Raw genomic sequence first — 23,192 nt, forward strand, 5'->3', positions numbered from 1 at the left:
AGAAGCCCCGACCTGTCGGGGCTTTTTCTTTTTTAAAAACCTCAATTATTTTCTCCTCGGCTGTAACAAATTCTGTCGAGGCTGCTCAAGTAAGGCAGGAACGCAATGAAACCTACCCCTGACCGCTTCACTATCTGAATAACACTGGAGATCGACCATGAGCACGACCACTACCCGCACCCTGTCCGCCGCCACCCTGGCCCTGGCCCTCGGTTCCGCCCTGAGCATGGCCGCGTTGCCGATGACCGCTCACGCCGCCGACGACATGGAGAAATGTTTCGGTGTGGCCATGAAAGGCAAGAATGACTGCGCCGCGGGTGCCGGCACCACCTGTGCCGGGACTTCGACCAAAGACTTCCAGGCCAACTCCTGGAAGTCCGTGCCAAAAGGCACCTGTGTGAGCCTTGAAAGCAAAACATCGCCTACCGGCAAAGGCCAGTTGGAAGCCTTCACTCCCAAGGCCTGATCAACCCGAGTCCTGTCACTTGCCAGCCTGAGCGCCGAAGATGCCCATGTCACTGCGATCCGCTGCCCTTCACCGCGCTCAGGCTCTCGGCCCAGGGCTCCCGCCCCGTGCCGGGCTGGGGCTGAAGACCGAACACTTGCAGAGCGTACTCGAAACATGTCCGGACCTCGGCTTTTTCGAGGTTCATGCCGAAAACTACATGGTCGCCGGCGGGCCGTTCCATCATTACCTGGGTTTGATCCGCGACCAGTACCCGCTGTCGTTGCATGGCGTCGGTTTGTCCATAGGCGGCGAAGGTCCGCTGGACGAGCAGCACCTCAAGCGCCTGGCGACACTGATCGAGCGTTATCAACCCCAGTCCTTTTCCGAACACCTGGCCTGGTCGAGCCACGGCCCGGTGTTTCTCAACGACCTGCTGCCGCTGGCCTACGACCACGCCACTTTGCAGCGGGTCTGCGAGCATGTCGACCAGGTGCAAAGCACCTTGAAACGTCCGATGTTGTTGGAGAATCCGGCGACTTATCTGCAATTCCAGCGCTCCACCCTGGATGAAGCGGATTTCATCAGTGAAATCATCCGCCGCACCGGTTGCGGGCTGCTACTGGATGTGAACAACGTCTATGTCTCCAGCGTCAACCACCAGCGCGATGCGCTGGCCTACCTTGAGGCCTTGCCGTTGCACGCCGTGGGAGAAATCCATCTGGCCGGTTTCGCCGAGGATGCCGACAATCTCGGCGAGCGCCTGCTGATCGATGATCATGGCGCGCCGATCGATCAGGCGGTCTGGGCGTTGTATCGCCAGGTCCTGGGGCAAATCGGCGCGGTCGCCACGCTGATCGAACGCGACAATCAGGTGCCCGCCTTCGCGGTCCTGCTGGCCGAAGCCGAGCAGGCCGAATACCTGCTGCGCCAGGCCGGGGAGCCCGCATGAGCGATCAAGCCCACTTCAGCGCCGCCTTGCTCGACACCTCGCTGCCCTGCCCGTCCGGCTTGTGCAGTGCCAACGGGGCCGACCCGAGCAGCCGTTTCGCGGTGTACCGCAACAATGTCCAGAGTTCGCTGATCAATGCCCTGGCGGACAGCTATCCGGTGGTCATGGCATTGGTCGGCGAAGAGTTCTTCCGCGCCATGGCCGGCTTCTATGTCCAACACTCCCCACCGGTCAGCCCGATCCTCAACGAATACGGTCGAGACTTCAGCCATTTCATCCAGGACTTCACCCCGGCGGCGAGCGTGCCCTACCTGGCGGACGTTGCCCGACTGGAACGGTTGCGGATCGACGCCTATCACGCCGCCGACGCGACGCCATTGAGCCCGGAGCAGATTGGCGCCTACCTCGCCGCCCCCGAGACCCTCAGCCGCCTACAGGTCCGCCTGCACCCCAGCGTTGCCGTGCTGAATTCGCCCCATGCGGTCGTATCGTTATGGGAGGCCCATCAGGGCGAGGGTCAGTTGGAACAGCTCGATCCGACTCAAGGGGAAGCCGCGTTGGTCCTGCGCCGACACTGGCAAGTCGAGGTTTTCAGGATCGATGTCGGCACCCTGGTGTTTATCCAGTGCCTGCAAAACCACCGCCCATTGGGACTGGCCATGGCCAGTGCCTATGGCGTCAGCACGGCGTTCGATCCGAGCCAGGCCCTGGCACTGTTGATCCGCTACAGCGCCATTACTCACCTGCACCCAGAAGAAAAGGCCCGTCCATGAACACTCGCACTGAACCGCAGAATCCCATCGCGCGCCTGATCGGGCGGACCATCCCGCTCTTCGAGCGGATTCCCTACAGCCTGGTTGCCTTTGTCGCACGCTTCTCCATCGCGGCCGTGTTCTGGAAATCCGGGCAGACCAAGGTCGAGGGTTTTGCCGTCGACCTGATCGCCGGCACCTTCGATATCGGCCTGCCACGCCTGGCGGATTCGACCATCCCGTTGTTCGCCAGCGAGTACAAGGTGCCGCTGTTGTCGCCGGAGATCGCTGCCCACCTGTCGGCGTTTGCCGAGCACTTTTTCCCGGTGCTGATCCTGCTGGGGTTGGCCACGCGCTTCTCGGCGCTGGCGCTGTTCGGCATGACCCTGACCATCCAGCTGTTCGTCTACCCGGACGCCTACCCGACTCATGGCACCTGGATGGCGATCCTGTTGCTGCTGATGGCCAGGGGGCCGGGCGTATTCTCCATCGATCAGCTGATCGCCAGGCGTTACCGTTGATCGGTTGCACCAGCGCCTCAATCAAGGCCAGCGCGGTCAACCGTAGGAGCCAGCTTGCTGGCGATGGGGCCCTTGAGTCTTGCTGCGACTATTCGACCGCCATCGCCAGCAAGCTGGCTCTACAAGTGTTGCGGCGCTCTCAAGGTGGCTGCCTACAGCCGCTCCAGCGCCTCGCCGCTGCGCTTGAACCAGCCAATCAGATAGTCCGCCAGTACCTGTGTACGCCGAGGCAGGCCGCCCTGGTAAGGATGTACCAGGTACAACGGCATATCGCGGGTGCGGTAGTCCCGCAGCAGCCAGCGTAAACGCCCATCGGCCAGTTCCGCGGGCAATACATAGGAGGGCAGGCGGGCGATTCCGGCCCCCACCAACGCCGCTTTCTTCAACAGGTTGTAGTGATTGCTGGCAAAGGGACCATTCACCCGCACCCGCAGCAACTCATGCTGGCGGTGGTATTGCCACTCTTCGCGACCGCTGTAGTGACTGTTGAGCAGACAACGGTGGTTGGCCAGCTCCTGGGGCGTGCGCGGTTCACCGTAACGTTCCAGATAGGTCGGACTGGCGCAGGTCAGTTCGTTCATCACCAACAATGGCCGCGCCACCAGGCGTTCGTCGCTGCCGACATCGGTGCGAATAGCCAGGTCGAAGCCCTCGCGGGCCAGATCGCGAAAACCGTTGTTCAGGTCCAGCTCGATCTGCACATCGGGATAATTCCGGGAAAACTCCAGCAACAGGCCATCGAAAAAGGTTTCCCCCAGGGACACCGGAACCGTCATGCGCACGGGACCGGCAATATCGTCCTTGAGCCGGGCCAGGGCCTGATGCGCCCGTTCCACTTGCACCACCAGCGCCTGAGCCTGGGGCAACAAGGCCGCACCGGCGGCGGTGAGACTCAGGCGCCGCGTGGTACGGTGCAACAACACCAGTGAAAAGCGCGCCTCAAGCTGGCTGATGCGCTTGGACAGTTGCCCCTTGCTGCAGCCCAATTGCTGGGCCGCCAAGGTAAAGCTACCCGCCTCGACCAACACGGCAAAGGCCGCCAGATCATCCATCTCGCTCACGGATTGTTTCCAAAAGAAAACCAAAGGTTGCCTATTAGTGCGCTTATCAATGGAAAAATCCACTCTAGACTGAAAGCTCAATCACCCACTGGAGGAACCCCGCGATGAAAATCCTATTGATCGGTGCCCACGGCACCATCGGCTCGGCCGTGGCAGAGGAATTGGGCCAACGTCACGAGATCGTCAAGATCGGCCGCAACAGCGGTGACCTGCATGTGGACATCAGCGACAGCGCCTCGATTCGCCAACTGTTCGAACAGACCGGCAAGTTCGATGCGCTGGTCTGCGCGGCGGGCAACGTGACTTTCGCGCCCCTGGCGGACATGAGCGAGAAGGATTTCGCCCTGGGTCTGCAGGACAAGCTGATGGGCCAGGTCAACCTAGTGCTGATCGGTCGTGAGTACGCCAATGACGGTGCCTCGTTCACCCTGACCAGCGGCATTCTGAACCGCGATCCGATCCGCGCCGGCGCCTCGGCCAGCCTGGTCAACGGTGCCATCGACGGTTTCGTCAAGGCGGCGGCGATCGAACTGCCGCGCGGCCTGCGGATAAACTCGGTCAGCCCGAACGTGCTGGTGGAAGCCATGGGCAGCTATGCGCCCTACTTCCGTGGCTTCAAGCCGGTGCCGGCGGCGGATGTGGCCTTGGCCTACGCCAAGAGCGTGGAAGGTTTGCAAACTGGCCAGACCTATCAGGTTGGCTGAGAGCCAGGGGGGTTTATCGATCTCCAGGGCCTCTTCGCGGGCAAGCTCCGCTCCCACAGGTTCTCGGTCGCACACAAACTTGAGGTTCGAAACGAATTATTGTGGGAGCGGAGCTTGTCGGATCGCCGCACCGCCGCGAAGAGGCCCTCAAGAACGCCGCAAACCCATGGGCGCCAACCTCAAGACTTGTGCAGCTCTCCCGGTCTGAGTAACGTGGCCGCACTTGCCAGGAGACCCCATGATGCGCGCCGCCCGTTCCTTGATGATTTTCGCCCTGCCGCTGTTCGCCGCCGGCTGCCAGCTGCTCGCCCCCGCCACCTCGCTCCCCACGGCGGGCCTGAGCCGGATGCAGGGCGAACTCAGCAGCGTCGATGGCAAGCTGATGTTCCAGCCTTGCCAGGAACAACGCCGCTTTATCGTCAGCGACGCCGGCAACACCAGCGTCCTGCAACAGGCCGCCAGCCTGTCCGGCCCCTCGGGCAAGCTGTTCGCCGACCTGCGCGGACGGTTTTCCTCCGGCACCGCCAATGGCGGCGATGGCCAGTTGAGCCTGCAACAGTACTACCGCCTGGAACGTGGTACCGCCAGCTGCAACGACCCCGACTTCAAATTCCAGACCGTGGTCGCCAGCGGCCACGGCCCGGACTGGAGCCTGCGGGCCGGCGGCAACGGCATGGTCCTCGAACGCGAAAACCAGCCGGCCCTGGCCGTACCTTACCTGGAAGAACAACTGGGTGACGGGCGCTTCAGCCTGAGCACCGAAGCCAACTCCCAGCGGATCGAGCTGTGGGTCGCGCCGCAGTCCTGCGTCGACAGCAACAGCGGCGGCGTGCGCCACCTGAGCGCCGAGCTACGGGTCAACGGCCAGGTCCAGCGCGGCTGCGGTTATTTCGGTGGCGCCCGTAACGACTGATTCGACGAGCAGCCGTTTTAGCCTCACGGAATCTGGTCGTTGGGGCTTATAATCACCGGTTTGATGTAAAGCCGGCGCGCCCGCGTGGCCCGCACACTGGACCCTGTCATGTTACGAATCACCGAACTCAAGCTGCCGATCGACCATCCCGATGAAGACCTGCGCCCGGCCATCGTCCAGCGCCTGGGCATCGCCAACGATGACCTGCTCGATTTCACCTTGTTCAAGCGCAGCTACGACGCCCGCAAGAAATCCTCCGAACTCTGCTTCATCTACACCATCGACCTGTCGGCCCGTGGCGAAGACGCGCTGCTGAAAAAGTTCGCCGAAGACCGCAACGTCAACCCGGCCCCGGACGTCAGCTACAAGGTGGTCGGCCAGGCCCCGGCCGATCTGTCGGAACGTCCCGTGGTCGTCGGCTTCGGCCCTTGCGGGATCTTCGCCGGGCTGCTGCTGGCACAGATGGGCTTCAAGCCGATCATCCTCGAACGCGGCAAGGAAGTGCGCCAGCGCACCAAGGACACCTGGGGCCTGTGGCGCAAAGGCGTGCTCGACCCCGAGTCCAATGTGCAGTTCGGCGAAGGCGGCGCCGGGACCTTCTCCGACGGCAAGCTCTACAGCCAGATCAAGGACCCGAACCACCACGGCCGCAAAGTGCTGAACGAATTCGTCAAGGCCGGCGCGCCGGAAGAAATCCTCTACGTCAGCAAACCGCATATCGGCACCTTCCGCCTCACCGGCGTGGTGGAAAACATGCGCCAGCAGATCGAAGCCCTGGGCGGCGAAGTACGCTTCCAGCAGCGGGTCACCGATGTGCTGATCGACGACGGCCAACTGACTGGCGTGCAACTCGACAGCGGTGAACAGATCAACTCCCGACACGTGATCCTGGCCCTCGGTCATAGCGCCCGCGACACCTTCCGCATGCTCCACGGCCGTGGCGTGTACATGGAAGCCAAGCCGTTCTCGGTGGGGTTCCGTATCGAGCACCCGCAATCGCTGATCGACCGCGCGCGCCTGGGCAAGTATGCCGGGCACCCGAAACTCGGCGCGGCCGACTACAAACTGGTGCACCACGCCAAGAACGGGCGTTCGGTCTACAGCTTCTGCATGTGCCCGGGCGGCACCGTGGTGGCGGCGACCTCCGAGCCGAACCGGGTGGTCACCAACGGCATGAGCCAGTATTCGCGCAACGAGCGTAACGCCAACTCCGGCATCGTCGTCGGCATCACCCCGGAAGTGGATTATCCAGGTGGCCCATTGGCCGGCATCGAGTTGCAGGAGCGCCTGGAATCCCACGCCTTCGTCCTCGGCGGCAGCAACTACGAGGCCCCGGCGCAATTGGTCGGTGACTTTATCGCCGGCAAAGCCTCCACCGCCCTGGGCAGCGTCGAGCCGTCCTACAAACCGGGCGTGGCCCTGGGCGATCTGGCGTTGGCCCTGCCGGACTTCGCCATTGAAGCCATCCGCGAAGCCCTGCCGGCGTTCGAACGGCAGATCAAGGGTTATTCCCTGCATGACGCGGTGCTGACCGGGATTGAAACCCGCACCTCCTCGCCGTTGCGCATCACCCGCAACGAGTCGATGCAGAGCCTGAACGTCAAGGGCCTGTTCCCGGCGGGTGAAGGCGCCGGCTATGCCGGTGGGATCTTGTCGGCGGGTGTCGATGGTATCCGCATCGCCGAAGCCGTTGCGCGGGACATGCTGGGGATCGACGGCTGAGGGCCGGACCATGACTTACAGCGTGTCCCCCATCGGCTTCGTGCGCTCCTGCTTCAAGGAGAAGTTCGCCATCCCGCGCCAGCCACAACTGGCGCCGGCCGCGCGCGGCGTACTGGAGCTGGTCGCGCCTTTCGACCAGGGCGAGGCGGTGCAAGGACTGGAGCAGGTCAGCCATGTCTGGCTGCTGTTCCTGTTCCACCAGGCCCTGGAAGACAAGCCAAGGCTGAAGGTCCGTCCGCCACGCCTGGGGGGTAACCAGTCCATGGGGGTCTTCGCCACCCGGGCGACCCACCGACCGAACGGCATCGGCCAGTCGGTGGTCAAGCTGGACCGGGTCGAGGCCCAGCGCCTGTGGATTTCCGCTATCGACTTGCTGGACGGCACGCCGATCCTTGATATCAAGCCATACGTACCCTATGCCGACACCATCCCCGGTGCCGTCAATGGCATCGCCAGTGCCGCGCCGCTGCTGATCCCCGTGCTCTGGACGGACCACGCGCTGCAACAGGCCCACGACCATGCACAACGCCTTGATGAGCCGCTGGTCGAGCTGATCGAGCAGTGTCTGGCCCAGGACCCGCGTCCGGCTTACCAGAAGCCCACGCCCGAGCGGGAATACGGTGCGCGGTTCTGGGACCTGGATGTGCGCTGGCACTACCCCGAAGCCGGGACGATACGCGTACTGGAAGTGATCCCCGCCCGCTAGAAACGCCGGAAACGCAAAAGCCCGCGCTGCCTTCTCAGGCAACGCGGGCTTTTTTCTAACACTGTGGCGAGGGGGCTTGCCCCCGCTGGGGTGCTAAGCGCCCCCCCAAACAGCAGAATTCAGTGTATCAGTCGGATCGAGATATCCGATTTCACGACTGCTTCGCAGCCGAGCGCGGGCAAGCCCGCTCGCCACAAGGTCGAGTCAAACCGGTTATTTTTCGACGAACGCCCGCTTTCTAACACTGTGGCGAGGGGGCTTGCCCCCGCTGGGGTGCGAAGCTCCCCCCCAAACAGCAGAACTCAGTGTATCAGTCGGATCGAGATATCTGATTTCACGACTACTTCGCAGCCGAGCGCGGGCAAGCCCGCTCGCCACAAGGTCGAGTCAAACCGGTTATTTTTCGACGAACGCCCGCTTTCTAACACTGTGGCGAGGGGGCTTGCCCCCGCTGGGGTGCGAAGCGCCCCCCAAACAGCAGAATTCAGTGTATCAGTCGGATCGAGATATCCGATTTCACGACTGCTTCGCAGCCGAGCGCGGGCAAGCCCGCTCGCCACAAGGTCGAATCAAACCGGTTATTTTTCGACGAACGCCCGCTTTCTAACACTGTGGCGAGGGGGCTTGCCCCCGCTGGGGTGCGAAGCGCCCCCCAAACAGCAGAACTCAGTGTATCAGTCAGATCGAGATATCCGATTTCACGACTGCTTCGCAGCCGAACGCGGGCAAGCCCGCTCGCCACAAGGTCGAGTCAAACCGGTTATTTCTCGACGAACGCCCGCTCGATCAGGTAATCACCCGGCTCGCGCATGCGCGGCGAAACCTTCAGCCCGAAGCTGTTGAGCACTTCGCTGGTTTCATCGAGCATGCTCGGGCTACCGCAGAGCATGGCACGGTCATCCTGCGGGTTGATCGGCGGCAGGCCGATGTCGCGGAACAGCTTGCCGCTGCGCATCAGGTCGGTCAGCCGGCCTTCGTTCTCGAACGGCTCGCGGGTCACGGTGGGGTAGTAGATCAGCTTCTCACGCAGCGCTTCGCCGAAGAACTCATTCTGCGGCAGATGCTCGGTGATGAACTCGCGGTAGGCGACTTCGTTGACGTAGCGCACGCCGTGGCACAGGATCACCTTCTCGAAACGCTCGTAGGTTTCCGGATCCTGGATCACGCTCATGAAGGGCGCGAGGCCGGTACCAGTGCTGAGCAGGTACAGATGCTTGCCCGGCTTGAGGTCGTCGAGCACCAGCGTACCCGTAGGCTTCTTGCTGATAATGATCTCGTCGCCTTCCTTCAGGTGCTGCAACTGGGAGGTCAACGGACCATCTGGCACCTTGATGCTGAAGAATTCGAGATGCTCTTCCCAATTCGGGCTGGCAATCGAATAAGCGCGCATCAGCGGTCGACCATTGGGCTGCTGCAGGCCGATCATCACGAACTGACCGTTTTCAAAGCGCAGACCCGGGTCGCGGGTGCACTTGAAGCTGAACAGAGTGTCGTTCCAGTGGTGCACACTGAGGACACGCTCGTGATTCATGTTGCTCATTTGGATGGGGCTCCTGGAAATTTGGCCTGCGCCGTCGATGAGCGCAATTGCATAGCATTCTAATGGCGGCGACAATATCTGTTAAATGAATTATTAAGATAAGGGTTATCGGTTATATAGATATGCGATTTACTCTCCGTCAACTTCAGGTCTTCGTCGCCGTCGCCCAGCAGGAAAGCGTGTCCCGGGCTGCCGGGCTGCTGGCCTTGTCCCAATCCGCCGCGAGCACCTCGATCACCGAGCTGGAACGCCAATCGAGCTGTCAATTGTTCGACCGCGCCGGCAAGCGCCTGAGCCTCAACGCCCTGGGCAAACAACTATTGCCCCAGGCCGTGGCGCTGCTGGACCAGGCCAAGGAAATCGAAGACCTGCTCAACGGCAAGTCCGGTTTCGGCTCGCTGGCCGTGGGCGCCACCCTGACCATCGGCAATTACCTGGCCACCCTGCTGATCGGCAGCTTCATGCAGGTGCACCCGGAAAGCCAGGTCAAGCTCCATGTGCAGAACACTGCCAATATTGTGCAGCAGGTTGCGCACTACGAAATTGATCTGGGTCTGATTGAAGGCGATTGCAGCCACCCGGATATCGAAGTACAAACCTGGGTGGAAGATGAACTGGTGGTGTTTTGCGCGCCTCAGCACCCTTTGGCCCGGCGTGGCCAGGCCAGCATGGAAGAATTGACCCATGAGGCCTGGATCCTGCGCGAACAGGGGTCCGGCACGCGTCTGACCTTCGACCAGGCCATGCGGCATCACCGCAGCGCGCTGAACATCCGCCTGGAGCTGGAGCACACCGAAGCGATCAAGCGCGCGGTGGAGTCGGGCCTGGGGATCGGCTGCATTTCGCGCCTGGCCCTGCGCGATGCGTTCCGTCGGGGCAGCCTGGTGCCGGTGGAGACCCCGGACCTGGACCTGTCGCGACAGTTCTATTTCATCTGGCACAAACAGAAATACCAGACCTCGGCCATGCGTGAATTCCTCGAGCTGTGCCGCTCCTTCACCGCCGGGGTGCAGCGCAGCGACGAGATCGTCCTGCCGAATATTGCCTAGCCTGGCCTGCGCTTAAAGCAGAATTACCGCCCAGACCAGGGCAATCATGCTCAGGGCCACGAATTGCGCGGCACTGCCCATGTCCTTGGCATTCTTGGACAAGGGATGACGATCGAGGGAGATGCGGTCAATGGCCGCCTCGACCGCCGAATTGAGCAATTCGACGATCAGCGCCAGCAGGCACACGGCAATCAACAGCGCGCGCTCGACCCGACTGACCTGGAAAAGGAACGTCAGCGGAATCAACACCAGATTGAGCCAGACCAACTGACGAAACGCCGCCTCGCCAGCAAAAGCCGCACGCAGGCCATCGAAAGAGTAACCCGCGGCATTGAGCATGCGTTTAAAACCGGTTTGACCTTTGAAAGGCGACGGCATAGGTAGGCAACTGCGCAAAATGGACTAGGAAAGCTAACTCAACCAGTGTCAAACAAAGATGAACGAGCCAGGATTACTGGCTCGAAATTGACTCAAGTTGTTGCAGCAGCAACGCGGCCTGGGTTCGGGTACGCACTCCCAGCTTGCGGAAAATCGCCGTGACGTGGGCCTTGATGGTCGCCTCGGAAACGCTCAGCTCGTAGGCGATCTGTTTATTCAGCAAACCTTCGCAGACCATGGTCAATACCCGGAACTGCTGGGGCGTCAAACTGGCGAGGCCGGCACTGGCGGCCTTGGCCTCGGCGGACACACTGACGGCTTCGAACGCCTGCGGCGGCCACCAGACGTCGCCATCGAGGACACTGCGCACCGCTTGCTGGATCACTTCCAGGGAACTGGACTTGGGGATGAAGCCACTGGCGCCAAACTCACGGGAGCGCACCATCACCGAGGCTTCTTCCTGAGCCGAAACCATCACCACCGGAATCTGCGGGTATTGCCCGCGCAGCAGCACCAGGCCGGAAAAGCCATAGGCGCCCGGCATGTTCAGGTCCAGCAGGACCAGGTCCCAGTCGGCTTTCTCGGTGAGGCGGGTTTCCAGCTCGGCAATGCTGGCCACCTCCACCAATCGTACATTGGGCCCCAGGCCCAGGGTCAGCGCCTGATGTAAGGCACTACGAAACAGAGGATGGTCGTCGGCAATCAGGATTTCGTACATGGTCATTTTTCCAATGATCCTGTTTTATGCGTCAGGCTAGACGCTATGCGGCCACTAGATTACAGGAAAGTCTTCAGATGCTCGTGGGCTTCATCTTCAGTGTTGATCGGTAACTGAAACTTGGCACCCAGGTAATGTGCGGTAAACACGTCCAGTAACGCATCCAGTCCCTGGGCCGCACGGGTATCCCCGGCCAGTTCCAGGCACAACGCCGCGACTTCCGCGGTGCAAAAATGATCATCGCGCTTGGAGCGACGCAGCTTGTAGCGGGACAACTGTTCGGACTCCAGGCTCAACACCGGGAAACGTTCCAGGTAGGGGCTCTTGCGAAACATCTTGCGGGCCTCGGTCCAGGTGGCGTCCAGCAGGATAAACAGCGGGCGCTTGCCTGGCACGGGCGCTACCTGCGTCACCACCCGTTGTGGCGCCACGAACTCCCCCGGGAACACGACAAACGGCTGCCACTGCGGATCATCCAGCAGCGCCAGCAATTGCGGATCGACTTCGGTCCGCGACCAACCGAAGGCGCTGGTATCGGCGATCACATCGGCGATCAGCCAACCGGTATTGCTCGGTTTCATGGGCTCGACGTCGTGCATCAGCAAGCACATGGCTGAATGCGACGTCACCTTGGGGCGCCAGGCGCACAGGCAATATTGTGGAATCACACGGCAACCCGGGCAACGCTCGGCTCGCGAGCCGCGAGCGACGAAGGGCGTTTTTGCACGGGCCAGACGCTGGGCACGCAAGCGGGATACGGCGTGGCTCATCGCGAAAAACGCCGGCGGGAGGAAGGGCTGAACACGAACAGTACGACTCGCAAAGGCAGAAGTGCAGCGAGTCTACCAGAGAGCCCCGCGGCGTTTGAGCGTTCATCCGTCGACATTTCCGTCAGTCTCACCCTAGTAGGGCCTACAACCGCCCTCTATACTTCGCCACCACTGAACGCACGCCCCGGTAACGGGTCGAAGCACCAGTTACCGAATCAGGAGAGTTGCATGCTGCGCCTTATCGTACCGTCCCTGGCCCTTTTGCTGGCCCTGCCCTTCAGTGCTCAGGCGGCATCGCTGAAGGATTTCGAACTGAACAAGATGCTCAAGGACGTGGCAGAACAGAGCAACGTGGGCCTGCCGCGTGAACTCGACGAAAACATCCTCGATGTCGGCTACACCGTTGAAGGCAACGAACTGATCGACCATCTGAGCGTTCAGGCCGATTATGCGCAAAACATGCGCGATAATGCCAAGGCGGCTTATCTGCAACTGGGCGCCAGTGTCTGCCGTAATGCCAACTACCGTAAGTTGATGGCCAAGGGTGCCGTCATGCGCTACGAGTTCACCGAGAACAAGACCAACCGCCCCGTGACCTCGGCCCGTTTCGTGGAAAGCGATTGCCCGCAAGAAACCTCGGCGAAGAAGAAAAAGTAACCCCGGTCGCCTGGCGCGCCGCCGCTCGTCATCGGCGCGCCGCTCTGCCATCCGCTCCCGCGCGAGGCCTCCGACGAGCTGCTAAAGTCCTTTGCAAAGGGCCAATAAGCGGTTGCCAGCCATGACTTTATAGGCCCATCATCAAATCGACATGGCACACATGCGACACATGCAGTGACGCGGCCTTGGCGAACTTTTCTTTCGGCCAAGCCAAGGGTTCCGTGCTGAAGGAGACGTTGAATGCCTTACGAACCGAATGACACGCTGTCCCGTCATTTCCAGAGCAACGGTATCGACCTTACCCGGGTCGAAGAACAACTCAACCAGGTTGCTCCCAATAGTCCGAATCTCGAGCTGTACCGCGACATGATGCTGACCGTCCTGCGCATGGCCCAGGATGATCGCAACCGCTGGAATGCCAAGATCGTCCTGCAAACCCTGCGTGAACTGGAGAACGCCTTTCGCGTACTGGACCAGTTCAAGGGGCGTCGCAAGGTCACCGTGTTCGGTTCGGCGCGAACGCCCATCGAACACCCGCTCTATGCCCAAGCCCGCGCACTGGGAACGGCACTGGCGCACTCCAACCTGATGGTCATTACCGGCGGCGGCGGTGGCATCATGGCAGCCGCCCATGAAGGTGCGGGCCTGGAGCACAGTCTCGGATTCAATATCACCCTGCCGTTCGAACAACGTGCGAACTCAACCGTAAGCGGCACGCACAACCTGCTGTCCTTCCATTTCTTTTTCACCCGCAAGCTGTTCTTCGTCAAGGAAGCCGATGCGCTGGTGCTCTGCCCTGGCGGCTTTGGCACCCTCGATGAAGCACTGGAAGTGCTGACCCTGATCCAGACCGGCAAAAGTCCGCTGGTTCCGGTGATTCTGCTGGATGCTCCGGGGGGGAGTTTCTGGCAGAGCGCGCTGGACTTTATTCGCAACCAACTGGAGGCCCATCACTATATTCTGCCCCACGACCTGAAGTTGATACGCCTGGTCTACAACGCCGATGAGGCTGTGGAGGAGATCAAGCGGTTCTACAGCAACTTCCACTCCAGCCGCTGGCTGAAAAAGCAGTTCGTGATCCGCATGAAGCACCCGCTCAACGAAGGCGCAATGGAGCAACTGCAAAAGGACTTTGCCGATCTGTGCCTCAGCGGGTACTTCTACCAAGGCGCCTGCGGCGAGCAGGAACACGATGAACCGCAGCTCAGTCATCTGACGCGCTTGTCGTTCGCCTTCACGGCCCGGGACCAGGGGCGTCTGCGGGAGTTGGTGGACTTTATCAACAGGACGGAGAACTGGAGCAAGGCCAAGGAGCCGACACCGGAGCGCGTGCGCGAGCAGATCAAGGCAACGTAATCAGTCATCCAGCCCACGGCCGCTGAACAGGCGGCCGATCATTTCCATGGAATAACCCCGATAACTCAGGAAGCGCCCCTGCTGGGCGCGCTCGCGGGCATCGCTGGGCAAATGCCCGGCGAATTTACGCCGCCAGGTGTCTTCCAGCTGGGCTTGCCAGTCGAAACCGCTTTCACGCAAGGCCAACTCGATATCGGATCGTTGCAGACCGCGCTGACTCAGCTCCTCGCGAATACGCAAAGGGCCGTAGCCGGAACGGGCACGATAGGAAACAAAGCTCTCGAGGTAACGGGATTCGGACAACAGCCCCTCTTCCGTCAAACGGTCGAGTTCGGTGTCGATCATTTCAGGCGGGGCGCCGCGCTGACGCAGTTTACGCGTCAGCTCGACTCGACCGTGCTCGCGTCGCGCGAGCAGGTCCATGGCAGTGCGCCGTACGGCGACAGGTGTATCCAGTACGACGCTCATCGCTTTACTCAGAGGTCAGCGTCGGCCAGATCATCTTCGGTTTCGACGACAGCAGCGCCGGAGTTGGCCTTGGCGTCTACCCCTGGCGTCAGCAGCTTGTCACGCAGTTGCTTCTCGAGGGTCGCGGCGATTTCCGGGTTATCCGCCAGGAACTTGGCCGAGTTGGCCTTGCCCTGCCCGATCTTGCTGCCGTTGTAGCTGTACCAGGCACCGGACTTCTCGACGAAGCCATGCAACACGCCCAGGTCGATCATCTCACCATTGAGGTAGATGCCCTTGCCGTAAAGGATCTGGAACTCGGCCTGACGGAACGGCGAAGCCACCTTGTTCTTCACGACCTTGACGCGGGTTTCGCTGCCGACCACTTCGTCGCCTTCCTTCACCGCGCCGGTACGGCGGATGTCCAGGCGCACCGAGGCGTAGAACTTCAGCGCGTTACCACCGGTGGTGGTTTCCGGGCTGCCGAACATCACGCCGATCTTCATGCGGATCTGGTTGATGAAGATCACCAGGCAGTTGGCGTTCTTGATGTTACCGGTGATCTTGCGCAGGGCCTGGGACATCAGACGGGCTTGCAGGCCGACGTGCATGTCGCCCATTTCGCCTTCGATTTCCGCTTTCGGCACCAGGGCGGCCACGGAGTCGACGATGATCACGTCCACCGCGTTGGAGCGCACCAGCATGTCGGTGATTTCCAAGGCCTGCTCGCCGGTGTCCGGCTGGGATACCAGCAGGTCATCGACATTGACCCCCAGCTTGCCGGCGTATTCCGGGTCCAGGGCGTGTTCGGCGTCGACGAAGGCGCAGGTCGCACCGGCTTTTTGCGCCTGGGCGATGACGGAAAGCGTCAGGGTGGTCTTACCCGAGGATTCCGGACCATAGATCTCGACGATACGGCCTTTCGGCAGACCGCCGATGCCCAGCGCGATGTCCAGGCCCAGGGAACCGGTGGAGATCGAAGGGATCGCCTGACGGTCATGATCGCCCATTCGCATCACGGCACCCTTGCCGAATTGACGTTCGATCTGACCCAAGGCCGCAGCCAAGGCTTTCTTCTTGTTGTCGTCCATTAAAGTCCTCACGTAATCAATAAGGCCTGACGGCCAACACCTGTATAAGTAGCCAGTATTATTCCACAGCGTTGGCGGATCGCCTACCCCTGATTTGCGATTTCTGCATCCGCCCGTCGCAACAGGCCTTCCAGCGCGGCCTGCACCGTTTGTCGGCGCACCGCCTCGCGGTCGCCGGGGAAGTGCCGGCGTTCGGCGCTCACTTCGTCGCCGCAGGCCCAGGCCAGCCAGACGGTGCCCACCGGTTTCTCGGCGGAGCCGCCGTCCGGCCCGGCCACGCCGCTGACCGCCACGGCGAAATGCGCGCCGCTGTGGGCCTGGGCGCCACGGACCATGGCTTCGACCACTTCCCGGCTGACGGCGCCGACCTGCTCGAACAGGCTCTCTGGCACTTTCAGCTGGAGGCTCTTCTGCCGGTTGGAGTAGGTGACATAGCCGGCTTCGAACCAGGCCGAGCTGCCGGAAATCCGTGTGATCGCCTCGGCGATACCGCCGCCGGTACAGGACTCGGCGGTGGTGACATCGGCCTTGAGCGTCTGCAAGCGCTTGCCGAGTTCGGCGGCAAGCCGGGTGATTTCGTCCATGTTCCTCTCCGGGTGGGGCGGTTCTCCCCCTGTAGGAGCGAGCGTGCTCGCGATGGTAGCCGGGACACCGCTGGGCATCAGATCCCCCGCGTTATCGTTGACGACCATCGCGAGCAAGCTCGCTCCTACAGGGGAGCGACGCGGGCCAATCTGTATGGGGTCAAAATGAACACCCTACACGAGCGCACTACGCTTTCAAGACACGACATTGCATCCGGATGTCAGCGCGACACCGCCCCGGCATACGCCTGACAGGCCTTCAAGGCAATCAGGGCACGGTCGCCGTCGTCGGTGATGGCGATAATTCGTTGAGCATGCGCCGGGTCAAGTCGGGCTCTTGCGGTTGCATGAACCACGCCGCCGGCGGTGGTGGCGGCTGGCACGTTACAGCCACTGGCGGGATCGTTGCCGTCGAGGAGGACTGACAGCCGCAGATCAGCAGTGGCAAGGCGGTCGCGCAGGCGAGCCTGATCCTGTTGCACATCGCTCAGCTCCTTGGAATGGGTTTGGTCGCTACCCTGGAGCCGTTGCTCCAGGGCCAGGCGTTTGTCCTGCTCGGCGCGCTGTTGCGCGGCCGCGGCGAGAGAGATCTGGTTGAGCGTGTCAGCCTGCAACCGGGCCTGATGCTCCAGTTGCAGGCCGTAACGCCAGTCTTGAATATGCCAGGCGCTGGCCGCCGCGCTACCGGCCAACAAGGCCAGCAGCGCGACGCCAACGCCCAGGCGCCAGGGCGCCGGAATCAGCTCGAGGAGGCGCATAGCACCGCCCTCGCCCGGGCCCAGAGTTGCAGTCGATCCTCGAGGCCGTTCAGGCCACCGTTGATCTTGCGGGTGATGCTGTTGAACTGATCGGCGTCGGCCAGGGCGTTCAACCCTTGTTGCTCCCAAAACCAGGCCGCCGATTCAGCGGCCCATTGCGGCTGTTCCAGCAGTTCCGGTTGCTGCAACAGACGTTCGTCGCCGAACAGCCCGAGGCTGCATTGGCGATAGTTGCTGCGACCGGTGATCTGGATCAGCCCGCGACCGCGATAGCTCCAGCCGTCGCCAGAGGATGCATCGCCGTTATCCATGCGCGATGCATAGACGATGTTCGCAATCTGCTCCGGCTGCCGGGCGACCTGCGCGGCCAAGGCCGGAGTAAACCGGTTTGGCCAGGTGGCGACCAAGGCCTGCGCGTCATAGTTCAGGTTCTCGACCACCGACCGCAGTTGGCCTGACTCGTGACCAGCTTGCGCCAGGAACGCAGCAACGCGCTGCGTGGTTACGATCTGATAGGCGTTCATCGCTGTGTTGAGCACAGGAACAAAAACGCCGGCTTGGTCGCCGGCGTTCGGGAGGATCTGCAACAATTGCTGCGCAGTGATGGGCATGGCGCTCTCCGTACAGGCTTATTGTGCTGGAGGGACTGGCCAGACAGGTGAGTCGACTGTGATATCAACCAAGGTCAGGGCACGGTAGTAGGTCTGCCAGGCCTTAGCCGTCATTGTTTCGGCGTCCGTGGCGTCACCTAACTGCAGAGACACCGAAATTCGCGCCATGGACTGAGAGGCGGCGGCAAGCAGCGCGTCCTTTTGATCTTGCTTGGCCTTCAGGATGGCGGCTGGCTGGAGTTCGGGATGCAAGTACGCCTGATACCGAGGATCATCGTCTTGCATTTCAATCAGACCCGGCCAGTAATCAGGGTCTTGCGGCACAAAAAACACAGCAATTATCCTTGGTGGTGTTTCATCTGCAAACTGAACAAAAATCGTGGTGGTTTCAGTAGTCATATCGAATATCTCCCAATTGATACGGTATAAGTAGGGATTCCTGCTGTGTTGGTGGTGGAGACATACAATGTTTGCGGAACGAAAACATCAATAGCGAAGTTGCCGTTTATTGCACCACCAGCGACAACTGTTCCTGATACGTTTTGCGTATCAATAGACGTAGTTGTCGAATTTATGGTAAGACCGCAGTTAGAGGACAAATTAGACGAGTTGGTCAGTCCACCCGACACGTTTACAGCATTAAATGGAACCGCGCCCGACAAGGAAAAGGGTGTTAGCAACAAGCCGCCAGATCCGCCGAAAAATACTTGAACTGGACTTATGCCGATGCTTCGGTCTATTTGCGAGCAAACCTTGATCTGACCAGAACCATTCGTTGGCAGCACGCTGATGAGTGCGGATGCGGTATAGCCGGAAGGCATGTTCGCGCCGCCGTAAATGGTCGGGGCTGCCGCCGATGTGGCATTTACACCTAAGAGAGCACTTGTGGCTGTTACGGGGTTGTAAATCGCGTATATGGCAACATACCCATTCGCAGGTGCGGCGCTGGTGTCCATCCCGTTGGCGCCAGTCGTAGCCAGGTTTACTGTTTGATTGAAGTTAGGGAGGCAATAACGCAGGCCCCCTAGGGCAGTCTCGACAATGATTTCGTCTGCAGTGAAAGTCACAGTAGCTGCCGCCGCAGTGACCGAGGTCCTGAGATTGCGCGCCTGTCCAACCACGCCAGAGACTTGACCGAACTGCATCGCGTGCCGGCTCTGCGTAGCCTTGGCAATCTGCATCCCGCCGCCAGTGCTATCGATCAGCACCCACGAGCCCGTTCCGATTGAACTGTTCCATTGCACCCATACATCACCATTGGCAACAATCTCGCCGCCTTGAAGCGCGGAGTGCGCAGCACCAACAATAGGCGCTGCGGTCAGTCCGTTCGGACTAAAGGTGCTTGCCCCTGTGTTGCCATTCTGGGCCTTGAAACATAGCACCACACCGTCTACGAGTGCCTTGAGGGCTGGAGCATAATTTGCAACATAAGTGCCGGTCGCACCTGTATCCAAAGCATATCTAGTCGAATCTGATTGACTTATTTTTTGAATAGACAGTAACAGTTGCCCAAGATCAGCTTCATCAGGAACCAGACCAGCAGCCTTGACTACATTCACCATTTCATCAGTGATCGAATTCCCCCATACCGCTGGAATCAATGACCCCGGTGTTCCGTTTACCGGGTTCTCATCAACAAACTTGCCATTGACCAGCCCCACGCTGGGCACACTTTTTGGATAATCCACGTTTCTATCCTCTAATCATAATTGATATGCACCAGCGTATGCGCCGGCGCACTGCGATGTATCAGGCACTCAAGAGCGCTGCCTGGGTTCGCGCCAAAGCGCTCACCCCAATAGCTGGCGCCGAAACGCCGGCCCAGAAGCAACCGGCCACCCGTGTTGAGCGTCCACATGAACTGCGCCTGCCACGTGCCGAAACGCGCCTTGCCAAACCGTGCCCGCCCCATGCGCGGGGTTTGCAGTTCGGTGATGCTGGCATTCGGATAACCCTGGCTGCGGGCGATATCGAGGAAATAGCCGACGCTCTGGCCGCCCACCGCCAACAGCCGCCGACGCACCGCCACACGGCGATCGTCAAACAACGGATCGGGCCCCAGGCACGGGTCGGGCAGGTTCATCACCCGCTCCCAATCCGGCACCAGTTCACTGACCGTCACCGGATCCACTTCGTTGAGCAGGTCCACGGCCCGGGTATCAACCCGCGCCAGCTCCTGGGCGATACCCAGCAACACCTGCTGGATCGCCGGCACCTGCTCCGGGTCCCAGGCCGGACCGGCCGGCAGCAGGCTGCGCAGTTGCTCCTGGTACTGCGCGGCGGTTCTTACTCCAGCCATACGCAGCCTCCAAAGGTCAGCAACTGATTGGTCGCGGCTGGCACATCGGCGGACGGCGAAACCAGCAGGTGATCCTGCTCGCCGCCAGCACTGCTGATGGATTCGGCGATATGAGTCAGCAACAGCGTGTCACCCAGGCCGCCCTCACGATCATGCAAGTCCCGCAACTGCGCCTCGACAGCCGCACGGGTCGCCGTGGTATCCGGGGTCAGGCGCAAGGTGTAGGTCACCGGGACCAACACCGGCGCCAGCACATGCAACTCGGCGGTCACCGGGCGCAATGGTTCGATATAGGCCTGGACCAATGCCAGTTGCCCGGCATCCGGTAGCGGCACCGGATCGTTATCACGCATCACGAACAAGCCGACCGTCCCCGGCCCCAGATAGCCGCCACGACACCAGGCCCGGGTAATCCCCGGACATTCCAGCGCCCAGGTTTCGTAATCGGCCGCCGAACCGCCATTGGGAATAATGCGATAGGAACGGATCACCCGTGCCCGCAGCGATTCGACACTTTCGACCGCGACACCACCGCTCAAGCCCGGGTCCAGCACGGTGAAGGTATTGCCGATCCCTTGCACCGGTTGCACCGGAAACAGTGACAACCCGGCATCGGCATTACCCAGGCTGCCAGCATCCAGCGCCTGGATCTGCGCGGTATTGGTCCCGCCACTGGTGGTGCCGCCGACAGTCACGGTGTAACTGCGCCCATCACTGGTCTGCAGCAAGGTGCCGGCATCAAGTACCGCCCCCGCCGCCGCGCTATAACTGACGCTACCGCTGGCCGCCTGCGCCGCCTTGCGTGGTTGACGCAAACGCAATGCGGCAATCCGTTCCAGGGTGGTTTCATCGGCGGTGTCGGGCAGGATCTGCGCGGCGATCCAGTCGAGGTATCCGTAGAGGCCAAAGGCCGCGCCGCTCAGGGTGCGGGCCAGGACCTGCGCATCGGACTGGCGCAGCGAATCGCCGGCCAGGTCGCCTTGGGTGCGCTTGATCAGCACCGGCAGCGAAGGGGTTTCAAACGGCATAGGTCACCTGCCAACTATGGTTCGGGTTGATATCCAGGCGCTCGCCGCTGGCCAGCGTCAGAACCGTGCGCAGGTTCAATCGCTGGGCGTCGAGCCGTTCGGTTTGAATCTCGATAGCGCTGCAATGGCCGTCGTCGAGCAGCCATTGCAAGGCCTCGCGGGCATAGAACTCGGCATCGAGCTGGGTCTGCGCGGTCAGCTTGACCCGTCGCAACAGCCATAGCCGCGAGCCGATGCGGTCGTCGGTCACCGTGGGAAAACTGTCGCCCCACCAGCCGAAGCGCTCATCGTCATCGATCGGGTCATCGCTGTTGGCGCGACGCCAGGTAAACAGGCTGATCAGCACCGAACGGGTCAGCGCCGTCTTCAGGTCGTTGGACACGAACATCAGGCACCTCCCGCCGGCGCGCCGGTCTGGCCGTTGCCCGGCTGGATGCCGCCATGCACATGTTTCATCTGGCTGATACCAGCGGCGATCTGGTCGCCCTGGGAGACGATCTTGCCGCTCTGGGTCAGGGTCGGGCTGTCGATGTTCACCGCCGTGCCAGCGCGGATGTTCAGGGTGCCGGTTTCGATATCGATGATCCGGCCACGCTTGAAGTGGATCTTGTCGCCTTCGTCGGTGTAGAGGGCGATTTCGCCGGGGGCGAGGTTCCGCAGGCGGTAGCGGCGATCGGCGACCACCAGGACGATGCCGTGGGAGCGGTCGCCGCCGAGGAAGGTGGCAATGCCTTCGGCGCCAGCCAGCGGGTTGCTGGTGAAGCCGTAGGGCTCGAAGTGCTCCATGTCGTCGTTCACTTCACCGGCGGTCAGGCGCATTTGCAGCGATTGCAGTTTGTTGGCCGAGTTGGCGAGCACGACGGTGCCGCGCGCCAGTAGGCGTGTTAGTAGGCTCATGGGGGGTCCTTGAACGAGCGGCGTGTCAGGCAGGACGCTTTCGCGGGCAAGCCCTGCTCCTACAGTGTCGGAGCTGAAACTGCATCTTGCGTACAACCGAAACCTTGTAGGAGCAGGGCTTGCCCGCGAAAGCGCCGGAACTGGCACAGCCGTATCAGAAGGTTCAACACAGTCTCCAGGGAGGCCGGTCACTTGGATTTGGGCATGCCCGGTGTAGCATCGAAGACCTGCGGCGGCGCCACGACCAGGGTGGTGATCGAGCCCTGTGCGGACAACGACCAGGTCACCTTGGAGATCAGCATGTCCTGGTCCACGTCCAGCACCGGATCCTTCACTCGCACGGTCAGGTTGTGTCGCCACAGGTCACCGTTGGACTGTCGCCAGCCCTGCACGGTATAGGTGGTCGTCAGGGCCCTGGCGCCGCGCGTCGCCCGCTCCCAGTCGGCCCGTTGCTGGGCCAGCTCCGGGGTGAGCTGCGCGCTTTCGCTGATCAGCGTGACGCGCTTGCGATCTGGATTGGCTTCGCTGGACACCCCGGAAACTTCGCTCACCGCGCTGCCGCTTTTCTGATCGCTGCCTTTGTGCTGGCCAATCACCCGGTACTCGGAAAATACCTTGCTGTAGTCCCTCGCCGTATTGGCCGAAAGAATGTTCTTACCCAGCTCCAGTACATCACTGGCCCGCCCACCGCTGCCGGGCTTGGCGAGTACCAGATTGCCGGCCGCATCGTCGGTGGAGAACACCCGATACAAGGTCAGCAACCTGTCGATGGACTTGAACACCGTTTCACCCGGCACGATGCTGTGGGTTTGCAGTTTGGTGGTTTCCGGGATCTCACTGCGCACACTGACCTTGTAGGGCTTGGCCAGTGCTTCGACGATCTTCAGCAGGCTCTGTTCGCGCCATTGGCCCGGCTGATTGACGGCCGCGCAATCCACCAGGTCCTGGGTCAGCGACCCGCCCTCGATGGTCAGGCTGATCTGATTGCCGTCATAGCTGATCGGTGCCTTGAACACATAACCGGTCAGGACCTGGTCGCAGCCGATCAAGACCGAACAACGGGCACCGGCCTTGATCGGTATGGCCAGGGTCTGTCCCGGCCATTTCCAGGTGATACCGAGCTTGAAGGTACGAAACTGACGCTCGAGATCAGCACTGATCTCGATGGTCTTCCAGCCTTCATAGCTCAGGCCGTCGACTAACAGGACGACGGCGTTGTCGATAGCGTTCATG

28 protein-coding genes are annotated in these 23,192 nt (G+C 61.3%); 11 read left to right on the forward strand and 17 right to left on the reverse strand.

Features of this window, described 5'->3' with window-relative positions:
• Window positions 1-157: 157 nt before the first annotated feature.
• The 4 genes from PFEN_RS01925 to PFEN_RS01940 are packed head-to-tail and all read left to right on the forward strand — an operon-like array spanning window position 158 to window position 2,670.
• Window positions 158-466 (forward strand): DUF2282 domain-containing protein, encoded by a 309-nt coding sequence (locus PFEN_RS01925; RefSeq protein ID WP_191485352.1) that lies wholly within the window; start codon window positions 158-160, stop codon window positions 464-466.
• Between the two features lie 46 nt (window positions 467-512).
• Window positions 513-1,397 (forward strand): DUF692 domain-containing protein, encoded by an 885-nt coding sequence (locus tag PFEN_RS01930; protein ID WP_191485353.1) that lies wholly within the window; start codon window positions 513-515, stop codon window positions 1,395-1,397.
• On the forward strand, window positions 1,394-2,170 hold the full coding sequence (locus tag PFEN_RS01935) for a DNA-binding domain-containing protein (RefSeq protein WP_191485354.1): 777 nt from the start codon (window positions 1,394-1,396) through the stop codon (window positions 2,168-2,170). Before PFEN_RS01930 ends, PFEN_RS01935 begins: the two co-directional genes overlap by 4 nt.
• Entirely contained in the window at window positions 2,167-2,670 is a 504-nt protein-coding gene (locus tag PFEN_RS01940) for a DoxX family protein (RefSeq protein ID WP_191485355.1), read from the forward strand. The genes PFEN_RS01935 and PFEN_RS01940 overlap by 4 nt, the downstream gene beginning before the upstream one ends.
• A gap of 152 nt (window positions 2,671-2,822) precedes the next feature.
• On the opposite strand, the gene PFEN_RS01945 is transcribed toward PFEN_RS01940, so the two are convergent.
• Window positions 2,823-3,731 carry a LysR family transcriptional regulator gene (locus tag PFEN_RS01945; protein WP_191485356.1) on the reverse strand — a complete coding sequence of 303 codons (909 nt, stop codon included), beginning with the start codon at window positions 3,729-3,731 and terminating at the stop codon, window positions 2,823-2,825.
• Window positions 3,732-3,835: 104 nt separating this feature from the next.
• Here PFEN_RS01945 and PFEN_RS01950 point away from each other — a divergent pair, with 104 nt between their 5' ends.
• From PFEN_RS01950 to tsaA, 4 genes are all read left to right on the forward strand, one after another.
• Window positions 3,836-4,435 (forward strand): short chain dehydrogenase, encoded by a 600-nt coding sequence (locus PFEN_RS01950; RefSeq protein ID WP_191485357.1) that lies wholly within the window; start codon window positions 3,836-3,838, stop codon window positions 4,433-4,435.
• Between the two features lie 241 nt (window positions 4,436-4,676).
• Window positions 4,677-5,348 (forward strand): COG3650 family protein, encoded by a 672-nt coding sequence (locus PFEN_RS01955; RefSeq protein ID WP_191485904.1) that lies wholly within the window; start codon window positions 4,677-4,679, stop codon window positions 5,346-5,348.
• 108 nt (window positions 5,349-5,456) lie between these two features.
• Window positions 5,457-7,070, forward strand: coding sequence for an NAD(P)/FAD-dependent oxidoreductase (locus PFEN_RS01960; protein WP_191485358.1), 1,614 nt, complete (start codon window positions 5,457-5,459; stop codon window positions 7,068-7,070).
• Window positions 7,071-7,080: 10 nt separating this feature from the next.
• Window positions 7,081-7,776 carry a tRNA (N6-threonylcarbamoyladenosine(37)-N6)-methyltransferase TrmO gene (gene tsaA, locus PFEN_RS01965; RefSeq protein WP_191485359.1) on the forward strand — a complete coding sequence of 232 codons (696 nt, stop codon included), beginning with the start codon at window positions 7,081-7,083 and terminating at the stop codon, window positions 7,774-7,776.
• Window positions 7,777-8,536: 760 nt separating this feature from the next.
• Here tsaA and fpr read toward each other — a convergent pair.
• Complete coding sequence (gene fpr / locus PFEN_RS01970; protein ID WP_047526369.1) at window positions 8,537-9,316, reverse strand: ferredoxin-NADP reductase; 780 nt, start codon at window positions 9,314-9,316, stop codon at window positions 8,537-8,539.
• Window positions 9,317-9,438: 122 nt separating this feature from the next.
• Between fpr and PFEN_RS01975 the strand changes: the two genes are divergently transcribed.
• Entirely contained in the window at window positions 9,439-10,365 is a 927-nt protein-coding gene (locus PFEN_RS01975) for a LysR family transcriptional regulator (RefSeq protein WP_191485360.1), read from the forward strand.
• Window positions 10,366-10,377: 12 nt separating this feature from the next.
• Here PFEN_RS01975 and PFEN_RS01980 read toward each other — a convergent pair whose 3' ends face one another.
• The 3 genes from PFEN_RS01980 to PFEN_RS01990 all read right to left on the reverse strand — a co-directional run bounded on the left by PFEN_RS01980 (window position 10,378) and on the right by PFEN_RS01990 (window position 12,231).
• On the reverse strand, window positions 10,378-10,743 hold the full coding sequence (locus tag PFEN_RS01980) for a diacylglycerol kinase (protein ID WP_191485361.1): 366 nt from the start codon (window positions 10,741-10,743) through the stop codon (window positions 10,378-10,380).
• A 73-nt stretch (window positions 10,744-10,816) separates the two neighbouring features.
• Window positions 10,817-11,467 carry a response regulator transcription factor ErdR gene (gene erdR, locus PFEN_RS01985; protein ID WP_191485362.1) on the reverse strand — a complete coding sequence of 217 codons (651 nt, stop codon included), beginning with the start codon at window positions 11,465-11,467 and terminating at the stop codon, window positions 10,817-10,819.
• A 53-nt stretch (window positions 11,468-11,520) separates the two neighbouring features.
• A complete protein-coding gene (locus tag PFEN_RS01990) occupies window positions 11,521-12,231 on the reverse strand; it encodes a tRNA-uridine aminocarboxypropyltransferase (RefSeq protein WP_191485363.1) in 711 nt (236 codons plus the stop codon).
• 228 nt (window positions 12,232-12,459) lie between these two features.
• Here PFEN_RS01990 and PFEN_RS01995 point away from each other — a divergent pair, with 228 nt between their 5' ends.
• Window positions 12,460-12,888, forward strand: a complete 429-nt coding sequence (locus PFEN_RS01995; protein WP_191485364.1) for a PA3611 family quorum-sensing-regulated virulence factor — start codon at window positions 12,460-12,462, stop codon at window positions 12,886-12,888.
• A gap of 240 nt (window positions 12,889-13,128) precedes the next feature.
• Window positions 13,129-14,244 (forward strand): LOG family protein, encoded by a 1,116-nt coding sequence (locus tag PFEN_RS02000; protein WP_191485365.1) that lies wholly within the window; start codon window positions 13,129-13,131, stop codon window positions 14,242-14,244.
• Here the strand turns inward: PFEN_RS02000 and recX are convergent, their stop codons facing one another.
• From recX to PFEN_RS02065, 12 genes are all read right to left on the reverse strand, one after another.
• Complete coding sequence (recX, locus tag PFEN_RS02005) at window positions 14,245-14,712, reverse strand: recombination regulator RecX (protein WP_191485366.1); 468 nt, start codon at window positions 14,710-14,712, stop codon at window positions 14,245-14,247. It abuts the gene before it with no gap.
• Window positions 14,713-14,720: 8 nt separating this feature from the next.
• A complete protein-coding gene (gene recA, locus PFEN_RS02010) occupies window positions 14,721-15,782 on the reverse strand; it encodes a recombinase RecA (protein ID WP_191485367.1) in 1,062 nt (353 codons plus the stop codon).
• 83 nt (window positions 15,783-15,865) lie between these two features.
• Window positions 15,866-16,366 (reverse strand): CinA family protein, encoded by a 501-nt coding sequence (locus tag PFEN_RS02015; RefSeq protein ID WP_191485368.1) that lies wholly within the window; start codon window positions 16,364-16,366, stop codon window positions 15,866-15,868.
• Between the two features lie 221 nt (window positions 16,367-16,587).
• The gene (locus PFEN_RS02020; protein WP_191485369.1) at window positions 16,588-17,124 is read right to left on the reverse strand and encodes a lysis system i-spanin subunit Rz; all 537 of its coding nucleotides are present in this window, start codon (window positions 17,122-17,124) and stop codon (window positions 16,588-16,590) included.
• Window positions 17,106-17,735 (reverse strand): glycoside hydrolase family 19 protein, encoded by a 630-nt coding sequence (locus PFEN_RS02025; protein WP_191485370.1) that lies wholly within the window; start codon window positions 17,733-17,735, stop codon window positions 17,106-17,108. Before PFEN_RS02025 ends, PFEN_RS02020 begins: the two co-directional genes overlap by 19 nt.
• A gap of 18 nt (window positions 17,736-17,753) precedes the next feature.
• Entirely contained in the window at window positions 17,754-18,134 is a 381-nt protein-coding gene (locus tag PFEN_RS02030; RefSeq protein WP_191485371.1) for a tail fiber assembly protein, read from the reverse strand.
• Window positions 18,131-19,423: a hypothetical protein gene (locus PFEN_RS30395; RefSeq protein WP_224770869.1), complete on the reverse strand. Its 1,293-nt coding sequence runs from the start codon at window positions 19,421-19,423 to the stop codon at window positions 18,131-18,133. Before PFEN_RS30395 ends, PFEN_RS02030 begins: the two co-directional genes overlap by 4 nt.
• A gap of 11 nt (window positions 19,424-19,434) precedes the next feature.
• A complete protein-coding gene (locus PFEN_RS02045; RefSeq protein ID WP_191485372.1) occupies window positions 19,435-20,034 on the reverse strand; it encodes a YmfQ family protein in 600 nt (199 codons plus the stop codon).
• Window positions 20,022-21,062 (reverse strand): baseplate J/gp47 family protein, encoded by a 1,041-nt coding sequence (locus PFEN_RS02050; RefSeq protein WP_191485373.1) that lies wholly within the window; start codon window positions 21,060-21,062, stop codon window positions 20,022-20,024. The genes PFEN_RS02045 and PFEN_RS02050 overlap by 13 nt, the downstream gene beginning before the upstream one ends.
• The gene (locus tag PFEN_RS02055) at window positions 21,052-21,450 is read right to left on the reverse strand and encodes a phage GP46 family protein (protein ID WP_191485374.1); all 399 of its coding nucleotides are present in this window, start codon (window positions 21,448-21,450) and stop codon (window positions 21,052-21,054) included. Before PFEN_RS02055 ends, PFEN_RS02050 begins: the two co-directional genes overlap by 11 nt.
• A complete protein-coding gene (locus PFEN_RS02060) occupies window positions 21,450-21,959 on the reverse strand; it encodes a phage baseplate assembly protein V (protein WP_191485375.1) in 510 nt (169 codons plus the stop codon). Before PFEN_RS02060 ends, PFEN_RS02055 begins: the two co-directional genes overlap by 1 nt.
• Window positions 21,960-22,147: 188 nt before the next feature.
• Window positions 22,148-23,191, reverse strand: coding sequence for a phage baseplate assembly protein (locus tag PFEN_RS02065; protein ID WP_191485376.1), 1,044 nt, complete (start codon window positions 23,189-23,191; stop codon window positions 22,148-22,150).
• Window position 23,192: the final 1 nt, after the last annotated feature.

This window comes from Pseudomonas sp. FEN (assembly GCF_904067045.1).
Taxonomy (GTDB): domain Bacteria; phylum Pseudomonadota; class Gammaproteobacteria; order Pseudomonadales; family Pseudomonadaceae; genus Aquipseudomonas.